This window comes from Pontimicrobium sp. MEBiC06410, from assembly GCF_053601615.1.
Window position 1 is genome coordinate 19,932 of the sequence record NZ_JBSHNT010000144.1, and the last position, 22,597, is coordinate 42,528.

General features: G+C 32.8%; 18 protein-coding genes. 13 read left to right on the forward strand and 5 right to left on the reverse strand.

Annotated features, from left to right (window positions below):
* The first annotated feature begins 41 nt into the window (after nt 1-41).
* The 7 genes from moaCB to ACVC08_RS05605 all read left to right on the forward strand — a co-directional run bounded on the left by moaCB (nt 42) and on the right by ACVC08_RS05605 (nt 10,400).
* The gene (gene moaCB / locus ACVC08_RS05575) at nt 42-956 is read left to right on the forward strand and encodes a bifunctional molybdenum cofactor biosynthesis protein MoaC/MoaB (RefSeq protein WP_452601323.1); all 915 of its coding nucleotides are present in this window, start codon (nt 42-44) and stop codon (nt 954-956) included.
* Nucleotides 953-1,960, forward strand: coding sequence for a GTP 3',8-cyclase MoaA (gene moaA, locus ACVC08_RS05580; RefSeq protein WP_452601324.1), 1,008 nt, complete (start codon nt 953-955; stop codon nt 1,958-1,960). The genes moaCB and moaA overlap by 4 nt, the downstream gene beginning before the upstream one ends.
* A gap of 59 nt (nt 1,961-2,019) precedes the next feature.
* Nucleotides 2,020-3,687: a formate--tetrahydrofolate ligase gene (locus ACVC08_RS05585; protein ID WP_452601325.1), complete on the forward strand. Its 1,668-nt coding sequence runs from the start codon at nt 2,020-2,022 to the stop codon at nt 3,685-3,687.
* Between the two features lie 108 nt (nt 3,688-3,795).
* On the forward strand, nt 3,796-4,623 hold the full coding sequence (gene fdhD, locus ACVC08_RS05590) for a formate dehydrogenase accessory sulfurtransferase FdhD (RefSeq protein ID WP_452601326.1): 828 nt from the start codon (nt 3,796-3,798) through the stop codon (nt 4,621-4,623).
* A gap of 23 nt (nt 4,624-4,646) precedes the next feature.
* A complete protein-coding gene (locus tag ACVC08_RS05595) occupies nt 4,647-6,299 on the forward strand; it encodes an NADH-ubiquinone oxidoreductase-F iron-sulfur binding region domain-containing protein (protein WP_452601327.1) in 1,653 nt (550 codons plus the stop codon).
* A 13-nt stretch (nt 6,300-6,312) separates the two neighbouring features.
* Nucleotides 6,313-9,048, forward strand: coding sequence for a formate dehydrogenase subunit alpha (gene fdhF, locus ACVC08_RS05600; RefSeq protein ID WP_452601328.1), 2,736 nt, complete (start codon nt 6,313-6,315; stop codon nt 9,046-9,048).
* Nucleotides 9,049-9,119: 71 nt separating this feature from the next.
* Nucleotides 9,120-10,400 (forward strand): acetyl-CoA hydrolase/transferase family protein, encoded by a 1,281-nt coding sequence (locus tag ACVC08_RS05605; protein WP_452601329.1) that lies wholly within the window; start codon nt 9,120-9,122, stop codon nt 10,398-10,400.
* 76 nt (nt 10,401-10,476) lie between these two features.
* On the opposite strand, the gene ric is transcribed toward ACVC08_RS05605, so the two are convergent.
* From ric to ACVC08_RS05625, 4 genes are all read right to left on the reverse strand, one after another.
* Nucleotides 10,477-11,187, reverse strand: coding sequence for an iron-sulfur cluster repair di-iron protein (gene ric / locus ACVC08_RS05610; protein ID WP_452601330.1), 711 nt, complete (start codon nt 11,185-11,187; stop codon nt 10,477-10,479).
* Nucleotides 11,184-12,443 (reverse strand): alginate export family protein, encoded by a 1,260-nt coding sequence (locus ACVC08_RS05615; RefSeq protein ID WP_452601331.1) that lies wholly within the window; start codon nt 12,441-12,443, stop codon nt 11,184-11,186. Before ACVC08_RS05615 ends, ric begins: the two co-directional genes overlap by 4 nt.
* A gap of 94 nt (nt 12,444-12,537) precedes the next feature.
* Nucleotides 12,538-13,965, reverse strand: a complete 1,428-nt coding sequence (locus tag ACVC08_RS05620; RefSeq protein WP_452601332.1) for a pyridoxal phosphate-dependent decarboxylase family protein — start codon at nt 13,963-13,965, stop codon at nt 12,538-12,540.
* A gap of 26 nt (nt 13,966-13,991) precedes the next feature.
* A complete protein-coding gene (locus tag ACVC08_RS05625; RefSeq protein WP_452601333.1) occupies nt 13,992-15,401 on the reverse strand; it encodes an MBL fold metallo-hydrolase in 1,410 nt (469 codons plus the stop codon).
* A 242-nt stretch (nt 15,402-15,643) separates the two neighbouring features.
* On the opposite strand from ACVC08_RS05625, the gene ACVC08_RS05630 reads away from it, so the two are divergent.
* The 4 genes from ACVC08_RS05630 (at nt 15,644) to ACVC08_RS05645 (ending at nt 19,431) form a co-directional block, all read left to right on the forward strand.
* Nucleotides 15,644-15,877, forward strand: a complete 234-nt coding sequence (locus ACVC08_RS05630; protein ID WP_452601334.1) for a hypothetical protein — start codon at nt 15,644-15,646, stop codon at nt 15,875-15,877.
* A gap of 151 nt (nt 15,878-16,028) precedes the next feature.
* Nucleotides 16,029-16,988: an ornithine cyclodeaminase family protein gene (locus tag ACVC08_RS05635; RefSeq protein ID WP_452601335.1), complete on the forward strand. Its 960-nt coding sequence runs from the start codon at nt 16,029-16,031 to the stop codon at nt 16,986-16,988.
* Nucleotides 16,981-18,051: a proline racemase family protein gene (locus tag ACVC08_RS05640; RefSeq protein WP_452601336.1), complete on the forward strand. Its 1,071-nt coding sequence runs from the start codon at nt 16,981-16,983 to the stop codon at nt 18,049-18,051. The genes ACVC08_RS05635 and ACVC08_RS05640 overlap by 8 nt, the downstream gene beginning before the upstream one ends.
* Before the next feature lie 81 nt (nt 18,052-18,132).
* On the forward strand, nt 18,133-19,431 hold the full coding sequence (locus tag ACVC08_RS05645) for a S28 family serine protease (protein WP_452598246.1): 1,299 nt from the start codon (nt 18,133-18,135) through the stop codon (nt 19,429-19,431).
* 8 nt (nt 19,432-19,439) lie between these two features.
* Here ACVC08_RS05645 and ACVC08_RS05650 read toward each other — a convergent pair whose 3' ends face one another.
* The gene (locus ACVC08_RS05650; protein ID WP_452601337.1) at nt 19,440-20,732 is read right to left on the reverse strand and encodes an aminopeptidase P family protein; all 1,293 of its coding nucleotides are present in this window, start codon (nt 20,730-20,732) and stop codon (nt 19,440-19,442) included.
* Nucleotides 20,733-20,957: 225 nt separating this feature from the next.
* Here ACVC08_RS05650 and ACVC08_RS05655 point away from each other — a divergent pair, with 225 nt between their 5' ends.
* Entirely contained in the window at nt 20,958-21,680 is a 723-nt protein-coding gene (locus tag ACVC08_RS05655) for an AAA family ATPase (RefSeq protein ID WP_452601338.1), read from the forward strand.
* A 38-nt stretch (nt 21,681-21,718) separates the two neighbouring features.
* Entirely contained in the window at nt 21,719-22,534 is an 816-nt protein-coding gene (locus tag ACVC08_RS05660; protein WP_452601339.1) for an NAD(P)-binding domain-containing protein, read from the forward strand.
* The last annotated feature ends 63 nt before the right edge of the window (nt 22,535-22,597 follow it).

Below are 22,597 nucleotides of genomic sequence, written 5' to 3' on the forward strand. Positions count from 1 at the left end.
TAATTACAAAAGAAGCACATTAAGATAATAGATAATTACAAATGGTAGATATTACACATAAAACCAATACACTCCGCATTGCAACAGCACAAGCAATAGTTCGTGTAAGTAAACAAGAAACAATTACAGCTATCTTAGAAAAAACAGTTCCGAAAGGGGATGTATTTGCTATGAGTAAAGCAGCAGGGTTGTTAGGCGTAAAAAAAACACCAGAATTATTACCAGACTGTCACCCACTACCTATTGAGTATACTGGAATAGACTATAACATTAATGGCTTAGAAATAACTGTGCTATGCACAATAAAAACGATTTATAAAACAGGCGTTGAGGTAGAAGCCATGCATGGCGCAAGTATAGTTGCGCTAAATATGTACGATATGCTAAAACCTATAGATAAAGGCATAGAAATACATCAAATTAAATTATTATCAAAAAAAGGAGGGAAGTCCGATTTTAAAGACCGTTTTAGAAAAGACATCACTGCAGCAGTAATTGTCTGTTCAGATACAATTTCTGCTGGACAAAAAGAAGATAAAGCAGGAAAAGCGATTATAAAAAAGCTAGAAGAAAGTAATGTAGCAATTGCAGATTATATTGTTATTCCAGATGAAAAAGAAAGTATTCAAGACAAAGCAAAACACTATCAAGAACAAGGAGTAGATTTAATTATATATACAGGTGGTACAGGCTTGTCTAAGCGAGATGTTACTCCAGAAGCATTACAACCATTGTTAGATAGAAACATTCCAGGAATAGAAGAAGCCATTAGAAGTTATGGGCAAGATAGAACGCCATATTCTATGCTGTCGCGTAGTGTTGCAGGAACATTTAAAGATACATTAGTACTAGCATTACCAGGCTCTACCAATGGAGCAAAAGAATCCATGGATGCAATATTTCCTTCTTTACTGCATGTTTTCAGAATTTTTAAGGGCGCAAGACACGATTCATGAATAAAGACCAAAACATATTAACCGATACTTTTGGAAGAGCACACCAATATTTGCGCATCTCTCTTACAGAGCGCTGTAATTTAAGATGTACATATTGTATGCCTGCAGAAGGTATTAAACTATCTCCAAAAGCGCATTTAATGACGCCCGAAGAAATTTATACCATTGCAAAAACATTTGTAGCACATGGTGTTACAAAAATAAGGTTAACAGGAGGAGAACCCTTGGTTAGAAAAGATGCCCCTATAATTTTAGAAAAATTAGCAACATTACCCGTAGCACTAGCGATAACCACTAATGCTATAATAGTAGACAAATATATCCAGACGTTTAAAACTTACGGCATTAATAATATTAATGTTAGCTTAGACTCTCTAGATAGAGAAAAATTTAAACAAATTACCCGAAGAGATTACTTTAAAAAAGTATACGATAATATTTTACTTCTTGTTAAAGAAGGATTTAATGTAAAGGTAAATGTAGTATTAATAAAAGATTTTAACGATAATGAAATCATCGACTTTATTAATCTAACAAAAGAGCTTCCTATTGTAGTTCGTTTTATAGAATTTATGCCTTTTGATGGCAATCAATGGAATCTTAAAAAAATGGTGTCTTTAGATGCTATTATGAATACTGTTTTTGCAACATTTCCAGCTTTAAATGTAACGCGTCTTGAAGATGCATTACATGATACCTCTAAAAATTATGGGATTAAAAATTACAAAGGATCTTTTGCAATTATAAGCTCTGTAACAAATCCATTTTGCGATTCTTGTAATAGGCTACGATTAACAGCAAACGGACAACTTAAAAATTGCTTGTTTTCAAACTCAGAGTCCGATTTACTTACAGCATTGCGTTCAGGTAAGGATATAACAGCAATAATTCAAGAATCTATAACAGCAAAATTAAAAGTAAGAGGCGGTATGAATACTTTAGAAAAATTAAAAACACCTCAATTACACTCTAAAAATAGAAGCATGATTACAATAGGAGGGTAAATAAAATAGAAATAATCGAGATAAAAATACTATCTTCAAAAACCAAAAAAACAATACCGATGACAGATTTAGACATTGCCAAAAAAATAGAATTAAAGCACATCAGTGAAATTGCTAAAAAATTAGGATTAAACAGCAACGATATAGATATGTATGGTAAATACAAAGCTAAATTACCACATACTATTATTGATCATGAAAAAGTAAAAAAGAGTAATCTTGTTTTAGTAACGGCAATATCTCCGACTCCAGCAGGAGAAGGAAAAACAACAATGTCTATTGGACTGTCTGAAGGATTAAATCAATTAGGAAAGCAAACAACAGTGGTGTTAAGAGAACCTTCTCTAGGGCCAGTTTTTGGAATAAAAGGAGGAGCAACAGGAGGCGGTTATTCGCAAGTGCTTCCAATGGAAGATATTAATTTACATTTTACAGGAGACTTTTCGGCTATAGAAAAATCACATAACTTATTAGCAGCAGTTATAGACAACAATATTCAAAGTAAAACGAATTCTCTAGGAATTGATGCTAGAACAGTAACATGGAAACGTGTTATGGATATGAATGATAGAGCACTTCGTAATATTGTAATAGGACTTGGTGGAACAACTTCAGGCGTGCCAAGAGAAACAGGTTTCGATATTACTGCAGCCTCAGAAATCATGGCTATTTTATGTTTAGCAGACGATTTAGAAAACTTAAAAGAACGCTTAGGTAATATTTTCATTGGTTATACTTTCGATAAAAAACCAGTATACGCAAGAGATTTAAAAGTAGAAGGCGCAATGGCTGCACTTTTAAAAGACGCAGTAAAACCTAATCTAGTACAAACTATAGAAGGCAATCCAGCAATTATTCATGGAGGACCTTTTGCAAATATTGCGCAAGGCACTAATTCGGTTATAGCAACTAGAATGGGAATGTCTTTATCAGATTATACGGTTACAGAAGCTGGATTTGGAGCAGACCTTGGAGCAGAGAAGTTTTTAGATATAAAATGCCAAAGTGCAGGGATTTCACCAAAAGCAGTAGTGTTAACAACAACTATAAGAGCATTAAAATATCATGGAGGGGCAGATTTAAAAAGCCTAACAGAAGAAAATGTAGACGCTTTAAAAAACGGATTGCCAAACTTAGAAAAGCATATAGAGAATGTAAAGCAATTTGGAATTACACCAGTGATAGCCATTAATAAATTTCTTTCGGATACAGATGCAGAAATAGAGGTAATAAAAACGTATGCCAAAGAGAATAATATTCGTGTAGCATTAGCAGAAGTCTGGGCAAAAGGAGGAAAAGGCGCTTTAGACTTAGCACAACATGTAGTAGACGTAGTAGAAGCATCAACCTCTCAGTTTACACCTATATATAATTGGGAAATGGATGTGAAGTCTAAAATAAAAGCAGTAGCAACAAAAATATATGGAGCAAAACATGTAGAGTACACAGCAAAAGCTAAAAAGGATTTAAGAACAATAGAAAATTTAAAACTAGATAATCTGCCTGTTTGCATAGCAAAAACCCAAAAATCACTATCAGACGATCCAAAGTTATTAGGAAGACCTAAAGACTTTACTATAACAGTTCGAGAAATAGAGATAGCAGCAGGAGCAGGGTTTGTAATACCAATTACAGGTAACATGATGAGAATGCCAGGATTACCAGCACACCCAGCTTCAGAAAATATTACCATAGATAATAATGGGGTAATCTCTGGATTGTTTTAAACAATTGATATTAAGTTAAAAAGTTAAAGAGACCTGTAGAATTTTAACAAATAACTTATAATAATTTCTAGTAACTTTGTGTAAAACGATGTTATTACATACTATTTTATGACAATACGCAACTACAACGGTAAAAAGATTATGGCAGATACGGTAGAAACTACCATAGATGCTCTTACCGTAGAAGAAGCGTTGCAAATAAATATAAATGGTAAACCCTTTACAGTAACCATGAGAACTCCGGGGAATGACGAGAGTTTAATTCGTGGATTGTTACATTCAGAAGACCTTATTACCAATAAACTATTTAACCCAGAAATTGTTCTAAAAAAAGAAAATAAAGCCTCTATAATTACCATAGCCAATATTACTGTTCCCGAAAATGAATTGGGGAATGGTTATGCTAACAGTAGAAGCATGCTATCCGTATCATCTTGCGGTATTTGTGGCCGAACGGAGTTAGCAGAACTTAATTTTAAGTATACTCCTAACAACGCGAATAAAAGAATAGATAGTGATTTAATACCTAGTCTTTTTAATAAAATGAATGTTTTACAACACGACTTTAATAAATCTGGAGGAACACATGCAGCAGCAGCTTTTACTATAGATGGAAGGTTAATATGTGTAATGGAAGATATAGGAAGGCACAATGCCGTAGATAAAGTAATAGGAGAACTTATAGTATCTAAGCAGCTTAAAGAAGCAAAAATATTAACAGTAAGTGGGCGTGTTTCGTACGAAATAATTATGAAATGCTTTAAAGCGAAGCTTCCTTTTTTAGCAGCTGTTTCAGCACCATCATCATTAGCAGTAGACTATGCAAAAGAATTTGGAATTACATTATTTGGGTTTTGTAGAGATGGAAGAGCAACCTGTTATTCGCATGTAAACAGATTAAATGTAGATAAAAAGTCATCAATAACAATTGAATAAAAAAAACTAGCAATCAAAAGTATATGTCAGATAATCTAAGTGAATTATTAGGAAGAAAAGGATTAAAAGATAACCTCTTTCAGCGATTGGGTGAAACTGCCAAAACAGATGGAACGCCAAACGATGAAGAATTAGCTAAACTAGCAGATGAATTTTTGATAGGAAAAGCACATACTTATGGAACAGCAAGTTTTTACGATTTTTTAAAACCCGAAAACAAAGGGAAAAAAGTATACGTATGTAATGGGACAGCCTGTGTTTGTGCAGGAACTCAAGATCAAGTTATAGAAACATTAAAAAATCATTTTCAAGGAGACGAAATTGGACACATGACATGTTTAGGACGTTGCCACGAAAATAATGCATTTCATTACGACAAGAAAAATTATTCAGGAGAGGCTATAAACAAAGTCGATGAAATTATTAAGAATTCACCTAGTTTAAATAAAGATAACTATCATGTAAAAGCCAGTGGAAAAGCAATACTTACGCAGCCTTTTACAAACCTTCAAGATTATTATGCCCCTTTTAAAGACGCATTAAAAAAAGATCCATCTAAAGTCTTAGAAGAAATAAAAACAGCAAATATTAGAGGTCGTGGAGGAGCAGGTTTTCCTATGGGCTTAAAATTGGAGTTCTGTAAAAATCAAGATAATGACACTAAATTTATAATATGTAATGCAGACGAAGGAGACCCAGGAGCATATTCAGATCGTTATTTACTAGAAGAAAGGCCTCATTCTGTTTTATTTGGAATGCTAATTTCTGGATATGTAACCCAAGCAAATTATGGGATTTTATACATTAGAGCAGAATATCCAGAAGCCGTACTTGTTGTTCAAGAAGCAATAGACAAACTAAGAGAAGAAGGAATTATAGGTAATAATATTTTTAATAGCGGTTTCTCTTTCAATCTTAAAATTATTCAAGCACAAGGATCGTATATCTGTGGGGAGGAAACAGCATTAATAAACTCTATAGAAGGCCAACGTCCAGAAGTACGTGTACGACCACCATATCCTGCACAAAAAGGACTTTTTAACAAACCTACAGTGGTAAACAATGTAGAGACTTTGGCGGCAGTACACTATATCATTGTTAATGGAGGAAACGCATGGAAGCAATTAGGTACCGAACGTTCATCTGGAACAAAATTAGTGTCATTAGATAGTTTTTTTAATAAACCAGGATTATACGAAGTAGAAATGGGGACACCATTAACAGTGGTAATAAACGAATTAGGAGGAGGGTTTAAAGAAAAAGTAAAAGCGTTACAAATAGGAGGGCCTTTAGGAGGTTTAGTACCAATATCTAAAATAGCAGATTTAACACTGGATTTTGAATCGTTTTCTAAAGAAGGATTTCTATTAGGGCATGCCTCTGTAGTAAGCATTCCTGAAAGTTTTCCTATGATACAATTTTTAGAACACTTATTTGATTTTGCTGCTTATGAAAGTTGTGGAAAATGTTTCCCTTGTAGATTAGGAACCAAACGAGGTCATGAATTACTAACTAAAGCAACACAAACAGATTATAAAATAGACAGAACTTTATTTAATGACCTTTTAACAACACTAGCAGAAGGATCATTGTGTGCGCATGGCGGCGGAATACCACTTCCAGTTAAAAATGCTATGCAATATTTTGAAGAAGAATTAAAAACATATTTCAACTAAAACCTAAATGAAGATGAAAACGGCATACATAGACAATCAAGAGTTTGAAATAGTTGAAGGAGAAACCATATTATCTTTTGTTAAACGATATAAAGAGAAGGGCTTAATCCCTACTTTGTGCGATGCGCCAAACCTTGACCCTTTTGGATCATGCCGTGTATGTAGTGTTGAAGTAGCATTACAAGAAAATGGACCACTAAAAACAGTAGCATCTTGCCACACAACAGCTTCAGAAGGGCAATACATATACACAAGCACAGAAGCAGTAAAAGCTTTGCGTAAAAATATTATAGAACTTGTATTAACAGACCACCCGTTAGATTGCTTAACCTGCGAAGTAAATGGAAATTGCGAATTGCAAACCGTAGCAGCTCAAGTAGGCATTCGAGAAGTAAGGTATCCAGAAGGAGAAAACCATCTAGATAGAGAAAAAGATACAAGTCACCCGTACATGACTTCAGATTTATCAAAATGTATAAACTGTTATAGATGTGTTCGTGCCTGCGATGAAGTCCAAGGAGAATTTGTATTAAACATGTCTGGCCGTGGTTTTGATACTAAAATAATCAAAGGGTTAGATACGTCGTTTATGGAGTCAGACTGTGTAAGTTGTGGCGCCTGTTCGCAAGCATGCCCTACATCTGCAATCTCAGATGTGTTTCAATCTAAGGCCATAAAAGCAACAGAAACAACACGAACTATATGTACATACTGTGGTGTAGGGTGTAATTTGGAAGTGGCAACAACTAATGGCGAAATTTTAAGTATTCAAGCGCCCTATGATGCAGAAGTTAATCAAGGACACACTTGCCTTAAAGGGCGTTATGCGTTTAAATTCTATGATCATCCAGACCGATTAAACGCTCCTATGATTAAGCGAAATGGTGTGTTTGAAAAAGTAAGTTGGGATGAGGTATATACATATATTGCTTCTAAACTTACGGGATATAAAAAGAACTTTGGAGCAGATTCTATTGCAGGAATATCTTCGTCTAGATGTACTAACGAAGAAAATTATTTAATGCAAAAATTCTTTAGAGCGGTTATACAAACTAATAATATAGATGGTTGTGCAAGAGTATGCCATTCGCCAACAGCTTTAGGTATGCAACGTGTTTTTGGTACTGGAGCAGCTACAAATTCTATAGAAGATTTAAAGCACACTAACTGCATTATGGTTATCGGGGCAAACCCTACAGATGCACACCCAGTAACAGGAGCTAAACTGAAACAGTTTGCTATGAAATCTGGAAACGTATCTATTGTTATAGACCCTAGACGAACAGAGATAGCTAAATATGCAACACACCATTTAGCATTACGTCCTGGAACCAACGTAGCCGTACTAAATATGATGATGTATTATATCATTACAGAAAATCTAGTAGACACTTCATTTATTGAAACTAGAGCAGAAGGTTATGAAGATTATAAGGAAGCATTATTAAAAATAGATATAGATAAGCTAGAACAAGTTTCGGGAGTCGATAGAGAAGACGTTAAAGCAGCTGCCATAGCATACGCAAAAGCTCCAAATGCAATGTCATTTCATGGTTTAGGCGTTACAGAACATTCTCAAGGTACATTTACAGTAATGCAAATAGCAGATTTAGCTATGCTTACAGGAAACATAGGAAGGCAAGGTGTTGGAGTAAATCCATTACGAGGGCAAAATAATGTACAAGGTTCTGCAGATATGGGAGTGCAACCACATCAAGGCGCAGGTTATTTAGACGTCACTAAAGATGAAATAAACAAAAAATATAACGAATTTTATGGTGTAGAAGTACCAAAGCAAATTGGTTATAAAATCCCTGAAATGTTTGATGCGGCTTTAAACGGAGAATTAAAAGCTATTTGGATTATTGGGGAAGATGTGGTACAAACAGACCCAAATACTCAAAAAGTAATAAAAGCGCTAGAAGCTACAGATTTAGTAATAGTCCAAGAGTTATTTATGACAGAAACTGCGAAGCATGCAGATGTTATTTTGCCAGGAGCTTCTTTTCTAGAAAAAAGTGGAACTTTTACTAATGGAGAACGTCGTGTACAAGCAGTACATCAAGTTGTAGAACCAATAAAAGGCTGTAAACCAGATGGGCAAATTATAGTTGATATAATGAACAAAATGGGGTACAAGCAACCCGATTATACTCCAGATGGTATGCTAGAAGAAATCTCTCAAATCGTCCCTTTCTTTGCGGGGATAACATGGGAGCGTCTAGGAGAGAATGGTTTACAATGGCCAGTGGCACCAGATGGAACAGATACACAAATATTACATACAACAGAATTTAAAAGAGGAAAAGGGTATTTTGAATTTAACCCTTGGGAAGAAACTGTAGAACTAACAGAACATGCTAAAGACTATCCGTACATATTAACAACAAATAGAGAGTTAGAACATTACAACTGTGGAGCGATGACGCGTCGTACTGCAAATGAAAAAATTCTTCAAGATGATTACCTTATGATTCATCCAAATGATGCACAGTCTCATTTTATAAACGAAGGCGATTATGTTTGTTTGGAATCACCAAGAGGAAAAGTAGATGTAAAAGCACGTATTACCGATGAGGTTAAACCTGGTGTTTTAAGTACTACATTTCATTTTCCAGAAATCATGATTAATAATATTACGGGAGATGTACATGACTCTGAGGCCATGTGCCCAGAATATAAAGTTGTTGCCGTTAGAATTCGAAAAAGTAAAGGGAAATTTAAACAACAACATTTAGTTAATAATTAATAGACTATATGATTTTTATCATATAATCTACTTGGTTTTCAATAGAACTTTGCACTCTAAATTTAATAGTAATGAGTGCAAATACCATAAAAATTGTAACTGCTGAGAGAGCAGTTTCTATTGTAAAATCTAACGATAAAGTTTTTTTTCAAGGAGCAGCAATGACTCCAAATGTGTTGATAGATACCTTATGCGAACGCTATAATGAAATAAAAGGTGTCGAAATTATTCAAATTCATACCCACGGTAAAGCAAAATATTTAGAGCAACCCTATAGCAACTCCTTTAAACTAGTAAGCTGTTTTGTTGGCGATAATGTTAGAAAAGGAGTAAACTCAAATAATGGAGATTATGTGCCTATTTTTTTGAGCGAAATCCATTGGCTATTCCGAAGACAAATTTACCCTTTAGATGTAGCTTTTATTCAAGTTTCTCCACCAGATAAACATGGTTATTGCTCTTTAGGAACCTCTGTAGATATTACATTACCAGCAATTCAAACCGCAAAAACGGTAATAGCGCAAATTAATCCAAAAGTACCTAGAACGCACGGTGATGGTATTATTCATGTGCGTAATATAGATTACGCTATAGAAGTAGATACACCAATTCATGGCTCTAGTATAGGGACTCCTTCAGAGATAGAAACTAGTATTGGGAAGCATGTTGCAGGTTTAATAGACGACGGGGCAACGTTGCAAATGGGAATAGGAAATATTCCTAATGCGGTATTACATAATTTAACTCACCATAAACGTTTAGGAATTCATACAGAAATGTTTTCTGATGGGATATTGCCATTAATAGAAAAAGGAATCATTACAGGAGAAGAGAAAGAAATTAAAACAGGTAAAATAGTTACTTGTTTTGCTGTTGGATCTCAAAAACTATACGATTTTATTGATGATAACCCTTTAGTACATTTTAAAGAGGCAGGCTATACAAACGATACTTCTATTATAAAATTAAACCCTAAAGTTACAGCAATTAATAGTGCTATAGAAATTGATATTACGGGGCAAGTGTGTGCAGATACTATAGGTAAATATCAATATTCTGGAGTAGGAGGGCAAATGGATTTTATAAGAGGAGCAGCACTTTCACAACAAGGGAAACCTATTTTTGCTATGCCTTCTGTTACAGCAAAGGGAATTTCTAAAATTACACCGTATTTAAAAGAAGGCGCAGGGGTAACGACTACAAGAGCCCATGTGCATTATGTTGCTACAGAGTACGGGGTAGTTAATTTATTTGGCAAAAGTTTAAAACAAAGAGCAAAAGCATTAATATCTATAGCACACCCTAATTTTAGAGAAGAGTTAGAAAGAGAGGCGTTTAAGCGCTTTAATTAATTGAATATTATTCTACAAAATAATAAGGAGCATCTAATTTAGATGCTCCTTATTATCTAACCAAAAAATATAAATTTTAGCCCAATAATTCGGTTTCTAATAGAATCGCTTTTGGGTGTAAAATATTATTCTCTAAATGTATATGCTTATGTAAATCCTCTTCAAACTCTTGTAATTTAGCATACAGAGCTTTAAAAGTATTGCATGCCCCTTCTGGCGGCATATAATTATTTGTTAATACTGCAATTTCTTTAAAAATACCTCCTGCATTTTCATGTTCGTGTTCCATCATTTTTATTGGGTTATTAACACTTCCAAAAGGAGAGGAGCTAGAGGTGTTATTAGCTTCCATTTGTTTAATATATGGAAATAGTACTCGTTCTTCTTTTTGTAAATGAGCTAATAACTCGTTAGCCACTTCATGAAACAATTTGTTTACGGTAACCAATTTTGGGTAGTGACTTCCGTGTACTTTGGCAACTTTGTTTGCGTATTGCGAAAGTATAGGTAGGCTCTCTTTAACATAAGTATGATGTACGTTTATAATATGGTCTATTAAAAATGTTAAACTCCATGAGTCATAATCGTATGCACGATCTATAATTTTAGTAACATCTAAAAGTTCTTGTTCTAAAAGAGATTGGTCTACATTATTTTTAGCACAAGCTTTCTCTATGGTAATACCGCCTCCACAGCAAAAATCAATACCATGTTTTTTAAAAACATCGGCTGTTTTTATATTCTCTGTCACAAAATCTGCAACTGTTTTTTTATTAGCTATTTTCATGATTTCTGTAGTTCGTTTTTAAATAAAGTAGGTTTTATAACTAGCATTACCCAACCCCAATTGTTAGTGTTTCCATCAATATTTCCTTTTAAAGCTTCCATTCCATCTGAAGCAAATAGGTGAGAATAACCAGCTTTTAATATTACATATTGCTGAAGTTTTTTAGAGTACACTAAATCCAATTCGTTTCCTAATTGTTTGTCGTTAAACTCTGCAGCAGCAGAAAAGTTATGGAATGCAACATTTAAATTAGAAGTCTCATTAAATTTAAAATTGGCTTTTACATGTAGATCTAGTAAACCAACATTATTAATATGGTTTCCAACATAGAAATAGTCCATTAACCCGTTAAATTTATGATTAGTACCATAAAAAGGAGTAAAGGCATTATTGTCCCCATTAGTAATAACACCATTATCATTACCACTTTGTAATTCTACCCCTAAGCCAAGTTTTGTTTTACTTGAAGCCATGTAGGACGTTTCTAAACCTAATAAATAAGCACTAAGAGAATTATCTGCAACATCATTACCAAATTGGTAGTATAGGTTACCTGCAAACCCAAATTTTCCTTTTTTGTATTTTAAATGCGATCCAATCGTTTGGCTATATCTTGTATCGTTATTATCTGCATTTGTAGCATCAATAAATTGTAAACCATTATTTAGTAGTAAAAGACTTCCAGAGAAATGCTCCCAGTCTTTATGTAACCAAGCATATTGAAAGCTTTTATAAGTATTGGTGTTTAATGTTGTTTCTGTTAATGTTTCACCATCTTGATTAAAGGCCACACCAACATCTAATTTAAATTTTTCTTTTTTGTATTTAAACATAGCAACATCATGACTTCTTGCTTGTTGTGCCCAATTTACATTTCCAAAAAATCTACTGTCATCGTAAACTATTTCTTGTCTACCTAGTTTTAAGGCAGTGTGTTCGGTTAACCCTATCTTTGCCCAAGCTTCATGTAAAGAAAAACCATTATTGTCTGCGGTGTTTAATTGAGGAACATCTCCCCATACTCTAATATCTTGTATACTTATATAAAAATCTAGTTTTTCCATTTTGTACCCCGTATTTAATCTTGTACGTTGCGATACAAATGCTGCTGGATCTGTATTATCTGGAAAGAGTGTTTTAAAACCATGCCTGTATTCAAATCGTGGACGTATTTCTGCGTCTACTGTAAGCTGCGCATAGCTATTTGTTATAAATAATGTAAATAGTAAAATTGAAATTCTTTTGAGTAGTTTCATGGTAATATAGTTTAAGAATTAAAAGATAAATCCATCTTTTATCTAACAAAGATAGAACCATGAAACACTTGAAAATATGACTTTTGTCAGCTTATTAGATAATTTTTTCTACAACATTTTCGCACAATTCTAATGTTTCTTTTATATCGCTTAACGTTGTTCTAGGGTTAATTAAACACATACGTAAAACTATCTGGTTTTGTAGCACTGTAGTAACCAATAAAGCTTCTCTAGAGTCAACAACTTGTTTAGAAATAATTTGATTTAAAGCATCTAACTCTTTTTCTGAATACGACTTACCTATTGGGTTGTATCTAAAATTAATTACGGCAAGTGTGGCAGGAGAAACCACTTCCCAATTTGGGCTTTTTCGAAGTAAATTTTCGGTGTTTTCTGCTAGCTCTATATTATAAGATACAGCTTTTCTAAAGGCTTCTAAACCAAAAGTTTTAAGAGACATATAAAATTTTAAGGCTCTAAAGCGTCTAGTAAGTTGAATACCATGATCGTAAAAATTAATTTCGGAGGTATTACCTTCAATATCTCTAAGGTATTCTGGTTTTTCACTAAATGTTTGACTTAGCCATTTATGATTGCGTACAAGTAGGCATCCCATTTCATACGGTTGGAAAAGCCATTTATGTGGATCTATGGTTAAAGAATCGGCTTTTTCTATACCTTTTAACAGGCTACTTCCTTTTTTTGATAGGATAGCTGCAGCACCGTATGCTCCATCAATATGAAACCATAACTTTTCTTTTTTACAGATTTTCGCTATTTCATTTAAAGGGTCTACTGTTCCTGTATTTGTTGTGCCAGCAGACGCTATAATACAAAAGGGTTGCAAACCTTCTAACCTATCTTTTGCAATAGCATTTTTAAGTTTGTTAATGGCCATTTTAAATTCTATATCGGTAGGGATAATACGAACTTGTTCTTTTTTAAAGCCTAATACGCGAATAGCTTTAATGTTAGATGAATGGGCTTGATCTGACATGTATATTATAGCTTTAGAAAAATCATCGCCACAACGTTGTCTTCTAGCAGTTACTAATGCGGTTAAATTGGCCATAGAACCACCACTAGTAAAAATGCCTCCACCTTTTTTAGCAGGAAATTTAAAAAGTTTTAATAACCAATTCATTGTTACAATCTCAAGCTCTGCTGCTGCAGGAGAAGCGGCCCAGCCTCCTGAAAAAATATTAAAACCTGTTGCTAGCGTATCGGCCATAACGCTTACATAATTACTTGGCCCAGGAACAAAAGAAAAAGATTTTGGATGAGATACAATATTACTATTAGGGAGTACCTTATTTACAACCAAATCCAATACATCATTATACGGCATTGGCTCTACTGGAACTTCCATATTAAACATAGAATCCATCTCTTCTCGAGAGGCCTGAGTTACTGGTTTTTTATTATGTTCATTTGCAAAATGCTCAACAATGGTATCTATTACTTGATAACCAAATTGTTTCATATCTTCTTTGCTTAATTGCAACTTATGGGATGTGCTCATTTATATAATACTTTTTTGTAAAAATATTAATTACAAAGGCACGAATCACAATTTTTAATGCATTTGTCTAGAGGGATTTCACTTTTTAATATTTCTGCAAATCCACCATTAATATTAATAAGTTTAGTAAAGCCCTTTTGCATTAAAATTGAAGTCGCTATTACTGAACGATATCCACCCGCGCAGTATATAAAGTAAAATTTATTTTTATCTAGTGTATTAAGTTGGTTATAGATGGTGTTTAATGGTAAGTTAATGGCGTTTTTAACATGGTTAGTGTCGTATTCATTTGGTCTTCTAACATCAATAAAAGGAGCTTTTAGTAAAAGAGATTTATCATTAGCATTTAAAGATTTAATTATACTTGTATCATAATTATTAGCTTGCCATGCGTCTACACCGCCATCTAAAAAGCCTAATACATTATCATAACCAATTCTAGATAACCTAGTAATAGCTTCTTTTTCCTGTCCTTTTGTGGCTACTAAAATTATAGGCTGATTTATATTTTCTATTAAAGCTCCTACCCAAGGAGCAAAATCTCCTTTTAGTCCTATAAAAATGGAGTTTGTAATGTGTCTTTCACAGAATTCTTGAGCCGTTCTAACATCTAAGATTAATGCTTTTTTAGATGTTATATAGTTATTAGTTTCTAGAGCAGATAACGGAGATAATCCATCTGTAATGACCAGATTTACATTTTTATTTATTTGTTTGTTTAATTGTGCATTCTTTGGAAAATATTGAGGCGGCATTGTTAGTCCATCTAAAACAAGCTGTACAAAATCGTCTTTAGATAAGTTGGGGTTTAAAGCATAATTTACTTGTTTTTGGTGGCCTAATGTGTCAAACGTTTTATTACTCATGTTTTTACCACAAGCAGAACCCTTACCATGATTTGGGTAAATAATAATATCGTTAGGAAGTGGCATGATTTTTTTGTGTAGAGATTCAAACAAATTCCCTGCTAAATCTTCTTTTGTAACTGTAGAGGTAACAGCAAGATCTGGCCTGCCTACATCTCCAATAAATAAGGTGTCTCCAGAAAATAAACAATGCTCTTTGCCCAATTTATCAATTAATAAATAAGATGAAGACTCTAGCGTATGCCCAGGTGTGTGCAATAATTTTAAAATTATATCTCCAATTTTAAAATGCTCATTGTCTTTACCAACATAAAATTCAAAATCAGCTTTTGCGGTAGGTCCATAAATAATAGTAGCACCTGTTGCTTCTGCCAAGTCTACGTGACCAGAAACAAAATCGGCATGAAAGTGTGTTAAAAATATATACTTAAGTTTTGCTTTGTCTAATCTAAGTAAATCTAAATAAGGTTCAGTTTCTCTTAAAGGATCTATAATTGCAGCTTCATTATTAGACATTATGTAATAAGTAGCTTCTGCTAAACATTTGGTGTATAATTGTTGGACTTTCATTTTTTACAAAAATTAATCTCAAAGTAACAATCCTTGTTGTTTGTATAACATGATAAAAATCATGTTTTTATTTCAACGTATAAAAATGCTTTTAATCGATATTTTTATCTTTCCGTAATATTATTTTCTTTAGCAACGCGCAATAATTTTTTATTTGTAGTAATATACTTATAACTAACTTTTAGGTTAATCTGCTGTTTGTTAGTTGTTTATGTTAGTCTTGAATTTATAGCGCCAAAAATATGAATGATGTCATTAAAGTTTCCGATTTGAAAAAAATAATACACAATCTTATTTTGTTTATAGTTGTAGACGCAAAAAAATACATAGCAGAAGATAAGTTAAATGAGTACGTTATTCATTATACCAAATGCTTTATAGAAGTCATGAATAATGCTACAACGGCTTCTAAAGACGATCATATGATAATAGATGTCATGAAAGTAATAGAAAAAGATATTCGCGATAACATATAAATTATTCTATAGTATTAAAGAAATTCAATGTTTATAAGTGTAAATTGAATGTACTCACTTCGTATTACTTAATCTCTTTTTGGCGAAAAAAGTATCAGTTTAAGATTAAAAATGAGTAATGAGCTAGTGTGAAATTATGTACTTTTAAATCATGGATAGAATAGTACAAATAAGTAATTCTTTTATTGAGGAAAATACTAATTTCTTAGCGCTAACATCAGAATTAAGAAGCGTGTTTTCTTCAAAAAGTATAATAGCTCCAATGCGTCATCATCACGATTTTCCTAACCCTAAAGCGGGAGAAGATACTACATTATTATTAATGCCAGCATGGCAACCAAGTGAAAATGCAGGCGTTAAAATTGTAACAGTTAGTCCAGAAAATACAAAATTTAATTTACCATCTATACAAGGCACTTATATTTATTTAGACGCTGTAAAAGGAACTATAAAAGCCATTTTAGAAGCCAAAAGTTTAACCGCTAAACGTACGGCTGCAGCTTCTGCATTGGCATCGTCCTATTTATCTAGAAAAGAGTCTTCATCATTACTTATGATTGGTACAGGCGCTTTGTCTATAAACTTAATAAAAGCACATGCTGCTGTTAGGCCTATTACCGATGTTTATATTTGGGGACGAAACTTTGATAAGGCAAAACGGTTAGCAGCAATATTAAAACAAGAAGAATTTAAAGTAACAGCAATAAAAACAATAGAAGAGCAAGTAGAGGACGTTGCTATTATATCTTGTGCAACTTTATCTAAAACGCCTTTAGTTCTTGGAGCGCATTTAAAAGCAGGACAACATGTAGATTTGGTTGGAGCATATAAAAAAGACATGCGTGAAGCCGATAACGACGTTATTAGGAAATCTTCTATTTATGTAGATACTTACCAAGGTGGATTAAAAGAGAGTGGAGATATAGTAATTCCTTTAAAGCAAGGAATTATAAATGAAAAGGATATAAAAGCCGACTTGTTTGAATTGTGTACCAGTATAAAGCAAGGAAGAAAAACTGAAGAAGAAATTACAGTGTTTAAATCTGTTGGGCATGCTATAGAAGATCTTGCTGCTGCTAATTATTACTATAAACAATATAAAAATGCCTAAAAATACTTACCAAAATATTTTAAATAACCCAGTATTTACTCCGCCAACAAACTGGTTGCAGATAAAAACGATAGATATGCACACAGGAGGAGAGCCTTTACGTGTAATACTAGAAGGTTTTCCAGAGTTAAAAGGGAACTCCGTTTTAGAGTATAGAAGATATTGTAAAGAAAATTATGACGTATTGAGAACGGCATTAATGTTTGAACCTCGTGGACATGCAGATATGTACGGATGCCTTTTAACACCTCCAAATGATGATGATGGCGATTTTGGAATTATTTTTTTACATAACGAAGGGTATTCTACAATGTGTGGTCATGCTATTATTGCTATTTCAACTTTGGCAGTACAAATGCATTGGATACAGGTTGTAGAAGGAGATAATTTATTAAAGATTGATGCGCCTTGTGGCCGTATAACATCGTACGCTAAAGTAGAAAAAGGGAAAGTAATTAGTGTAAGATTTTATTGTGTGCCTAGTTTTGTTGTTGGCTTAGATCGCGTAGTTGATGTTGCAGGATTAGGAAAAGTAACATACGATTTAGCTTATGGAGGGGCATTTTATGCTTATGTAGATATGGCAAAGAACAATTTTGAATTTGATTTAACAAATAAATCATACAGGGCATTAATAAAAACAGGTATGAATATTAAAGAAGCTGTAATGAAGACAGATAAATCTATTTTACACCCATTTGAAGACGATTTAAGTTTTTTGTATGGCACCATTTTTATAGACAACACAAAACAATTTTCTGGAAACGATAGTAGAAATGTTTGCATTTTTGCAGAGGGCGAAGTGGACCGATCACCTACAGGTTCTGGCGTTTCTGGTAGAATGGCAATACATAAAAAGCGAAACGAAATTAGCTATGGAGATGTTATGACGATTGAGAGCATTACTAATTCTGTTTTTAAAGGGTCTGTGATTTCTGAAGAAGAGTACGGCCCATTTTTAGCAGTAATACCACAAGTAGAAGGTGCAGCACATGTTACAGGAATGCAAACCTTTGTTATAGATCCTGATGACCCTATGAAAAAGGGCTTTATTTTAAGGTAAACAAACAAGTCTGCTTTTTAAGCTTATAAAAATGAATTATTATATATTTAAAGTCTCGGTTATAAAAAAACGAATAAGATTATGAAAATTTCTGGTTACTTTTATTTAGTTCTATTGGTAATATTATTTACTAGCTGTTCTACAAAAAAAGAAGAGGTCAATACTTCTAATTTTGAAAAATTAGCACATATAGAAAATGTTGTAAAAATCGAAAAAAGAGATACAATAAGTCATTTCGATGAAAATTACGAGATATGGTTTGAACAACCGGTAGATTATTCTGATGCATCTAAAGGAACCTTTAAACAGAAAGTTTATTTAGGATTTGAAAACGATTCGCTTCCTGTATTTGTTGAGTTACAAGGTTATGGTATTTATACAGAGAAATCTGGAGAACTTGCAAACCATTATAAAGCCAATCAACTCACAATAGAGCATCGTTACTTTAATAACTCGAGACCAGAAACCATAGATTGGAATACATTAACCATAGAAAATGCAGCCAAAGATCAAGCAAATATTATAAATGCTATAAGAGCAGCCATATACCCAAAGTCTAAATTTATAACAACAGGAATATCTAAAGGTTGCCAAACAACTATGGCACATAGAAAGTTTTTTCCAAAAAATGTAGATGCATGTGTATGTTATGTAGGGCCTTTAAATTACGAAAGAGAAGACCCTAGAGTCTATGCTTTTTTAGAAACAGTGGGGACAGAGGAAGAAAGAGACAAAATTAAGGCATTTCAAGATTTATGTTTTGAGAATAGAGCAGCGCTTAAAAAAATATTAGAAGAGACTGCTAAAGAGAAAAATATGTCTTGGGAGTTTGGAATAGAAAAAGCAATGGATTATACTATTCTAGAATACTCCTTTGCTTATTGGCAATGGGGTACAAAAAGTGAACAAATACCTTCTCAAGAAGCAACGCCTCAAGAGATATACAAACATTTAATAGATGTAGTAGGTTACGGTTTTTTTGAAACAAAGGCTGTAGATAATTTACAACCCTATTTCTGGGCAGCATTAACACAACAAGGTATTTATGGTTATGAAACTGCGCCATTTAAAAAATATTTGGGAACCGATGAGGTTTATAAATTTGATTGGGCATTTCCAGAGGATGTTTCTAAAGCGTATGATACTAAACCAATGCAGGAAATAAAAACATTTTTAGATGACTCAGCAGAACGTATGCTTTTTATTTATGGAGAATACGATGCTTGGAGTTCTACGGCAGTAGAGTTGTCTAGTACTGCTAAAGATAGAGAGCTCTATAAATTTGTTAAACCAAAAGGAGATCACAGGACTAGAATAAAAAGCTTTGAGCCAGAAAAGCAAGACACAATTTACAGTATAATAGATAGTTGGGTAAAATAACACAATTATTAATTAGCCATTAAAGCTTCTATATCCTCTATTTCTATAGGCATAGCCTCTGTTAAATTACAATTACCATCTTTAGTTATTAAATAATTGTTCTCTAAACGGCAACCTATACCTTCTTCAGGAATGTATATTCCAGGTTCGCAGGTTACAACCATGTTTTCTTTTAAAGGGATAGAATATAAGCCTACATCATGCACATCTAAACCTATATGATGTGCAGTGCCATGCATAAAGTATTTTTTATATAATGGTTTTTCAGGGTCTTGATTTGCAACTTCTGTTTCATTTAATAAACCTAATTGTATCAGTTGGTTTTCAACTATGCGAGCCATTTTTGCTTCATATTCTAATGGTATTACGCCTGGTTTTAATAATTTGCTACCTTCTTTTAAACAGTACAATACAGAAGAATAAACCTCTTTTTGTCTTTTTGAAAACTTCCCATTTACTGGGAAGCATCTGGTAGTATCACTATTATAATTGGCATAACTAACACCAAAATCTAACAACACCATATCTCCATCATTACAAATAGAATCATTAGTATTATAATGCAAAGCACAAGCATTTTTGCCTGAAGCAATAATAGGTTTAAAAGCATGACGAGAGGCTCCAGATTTTATTAAGTTGTAAATTAATTCGGCTTCTAACTCGTATTCGTAAATATTAATGTTGCAGTTTTTTAATACTCTTTTAAAAGAAGTGATACTAATAGCTATTGCTTTTTGTATAAGTTTAATCTCAATATTAGATTTTACTGTACGTAATGCTCTAGTTATTTTTGAAACTCTATAATATTGATGTAAAGGATATTTTTCTTTGCACCATAAAATCATTCGGTCCTGTTGTGTTTGTTGGTTGTACGTTAGGCGCTTAATATGTTCATTATGTCCTAGGTAAAACCCATCAGCTTCAAAAGCTATTAATTGTAATATTTTTTCAAAATCTTGTAGCCATTCTACTCTTTTAATTCCTGAAATCTCCGAAGCCTTTTCCTTTGTAAGTTTTTCACCATCCCATATTTTAATATGTTCGTTAGTTTCTTTTACAAATAAGAGTTCTCTATATACATTACTATAGGCGTCTGGGTAAAGCACTAAAATAGTTTCCTCTTGGTCTATTCCAGAGAGGTAAAATAAATCTGAGTTTTGAGCAAAGCCCATAACATCATCTGTATTGGTATGTTTTACATCGTTAGAGGTTAAAATAGCAATAGTGTTTTGATGCATTTTTGCAGTAAAATGTTGTCTGTTTTCTATAAATAAACGACTGTTAATTTGTTTATAACGCATGTTTAATGTCTTGTATTTAATACGGTAGAATATATCTTAAACTTTAGTTAAGATATAAGTCTATATAGTGACTCTATTTATGTTCTGGTTAAATATATAATAAGTTCATAAATTAATTATACCAAAAGTATTATTAGAATGCCTTTTTCTAATAAATCACTTTAAAGACGTTATTTATATGTTAACTAGGAGTGTTAACTTTGTAAATATAAAGACATAGAAGATATGTACAATTATAATTTAGTAATTAACGATAAATCAACAGTAATTCCTTTAGAAAATATTCATTTTAGTGAGGAGAATAAAAGGGCATTAAACCAACTACTAAAAGAGTTTAAATATATTGAAGCTTTAAAAGAATATAATTTGCCTGTAGATAATAAACTATTGTTATTTGGGCACACAGGTTGCGGAAAAACTACAACGGCAAAAGCTATTGCAAAAGCATTAAGTAAACCTATTGTTATTTTAAATTTAGGAGAAATAGTCTCTTCAAAATTAGGTGAAACAGCCAAAAATATAGCTAGCATTTTTAAAAAGGCTGAAAGAGAAAGAGCAGTATTATTTATAGATGAGTTTGATTATATAGGTAGAATAAGAGATTATGACGAAAAAGATTCTAGCGAGATGAAACGGTTAGTAAATGCCATTATTCAGTTAATAGATTATTTGCCAGATACCAGTTTGTTAATAGCAGCTACTAATCATTCTAGAGTTATAGACACCGCTTTATTAAGACGTTTTCAATTAAAGCTGAAGTTTGAATTGCCTAGTAATAATGAATTAGATCATTTTTATGATACTTTATTAGCACAATATCCTAAAGAGTTTAGAAACCTAAATAGAATTTACAAGACGTCTTATGCAGAGGCAAAAGATGTCGTTTATAGATTTGTTAAACAGCATATTATTAGTGCAGAAGAAGCCAAAGCATTAATTGTAAAATAGTAACTAAGCAGAAGCTAAAAAATAAAAAGTAGTTTTTAATGATAACTAAAAAAATAAGTGTTTTGGGTTGTGGATGGTTGGGGTTGCCTTTAGCTATTAATTTTGTGTCGAAAGGTATAAAAGTTAAAGGGTCTACAACTACAGATGAAAAAATTAAGATATTAAAGTCCGTAGAAATACAGCCATACCTATTAACCTTAGATGAGGTAAACGATACAGTATATTCTCAATTTACTCTAGGAAGTGACGTTGTTATCATTAATATTCCACCAAAACGAGCTTCTAATAATGCAGATAGTTATTTAGATCAAATAGAACGTATTTTACCATTTATAGAAAAACATCAAAAAGTTATTTTTATAAGTTCTACTTCCGTGTATCAAAATACTAACAGTGAGGTGTTAGAAGATTCAAAACTTTCACCAGAAAAAGCTTCAGGTTTAGCAATTTTAAAAGTAGAACAAAAGCTTCAAGATGTTTTAAAAAATCGCGTAACTATTCTACGATTTTCAGGATTAGTTGGCTACGACCGTCAACCCGGGAGATTTCTAGCAAATAAAAAAGAGCTTAAAAATGCAGAAGCTCCTGTTAATATCATTCACAGAGACGATTGTATTGGTTTAATGCAATCTGTAATAGAACAAAATGTATGGGGAGAAATTATTAACGGGTGTGCAGACCAGCATCCAACACGTAAGGAATATTACACATTAGCCGCTAAAAAACTAGAATTAACACCTCCTGAGTTTATACAAGAAGATACTATTAGTTATAAAATAGTATCTAATACAAAGAGTAAAGTGCTACTAAACTACACTTACCAGTTTCCAGATCCTTTAGCATTATTGATGTAATTAAGCTACATGATAATACATGTTAGAAAAAGAAGTTGTAAGAAACGTTTTTTTAAAACTCCT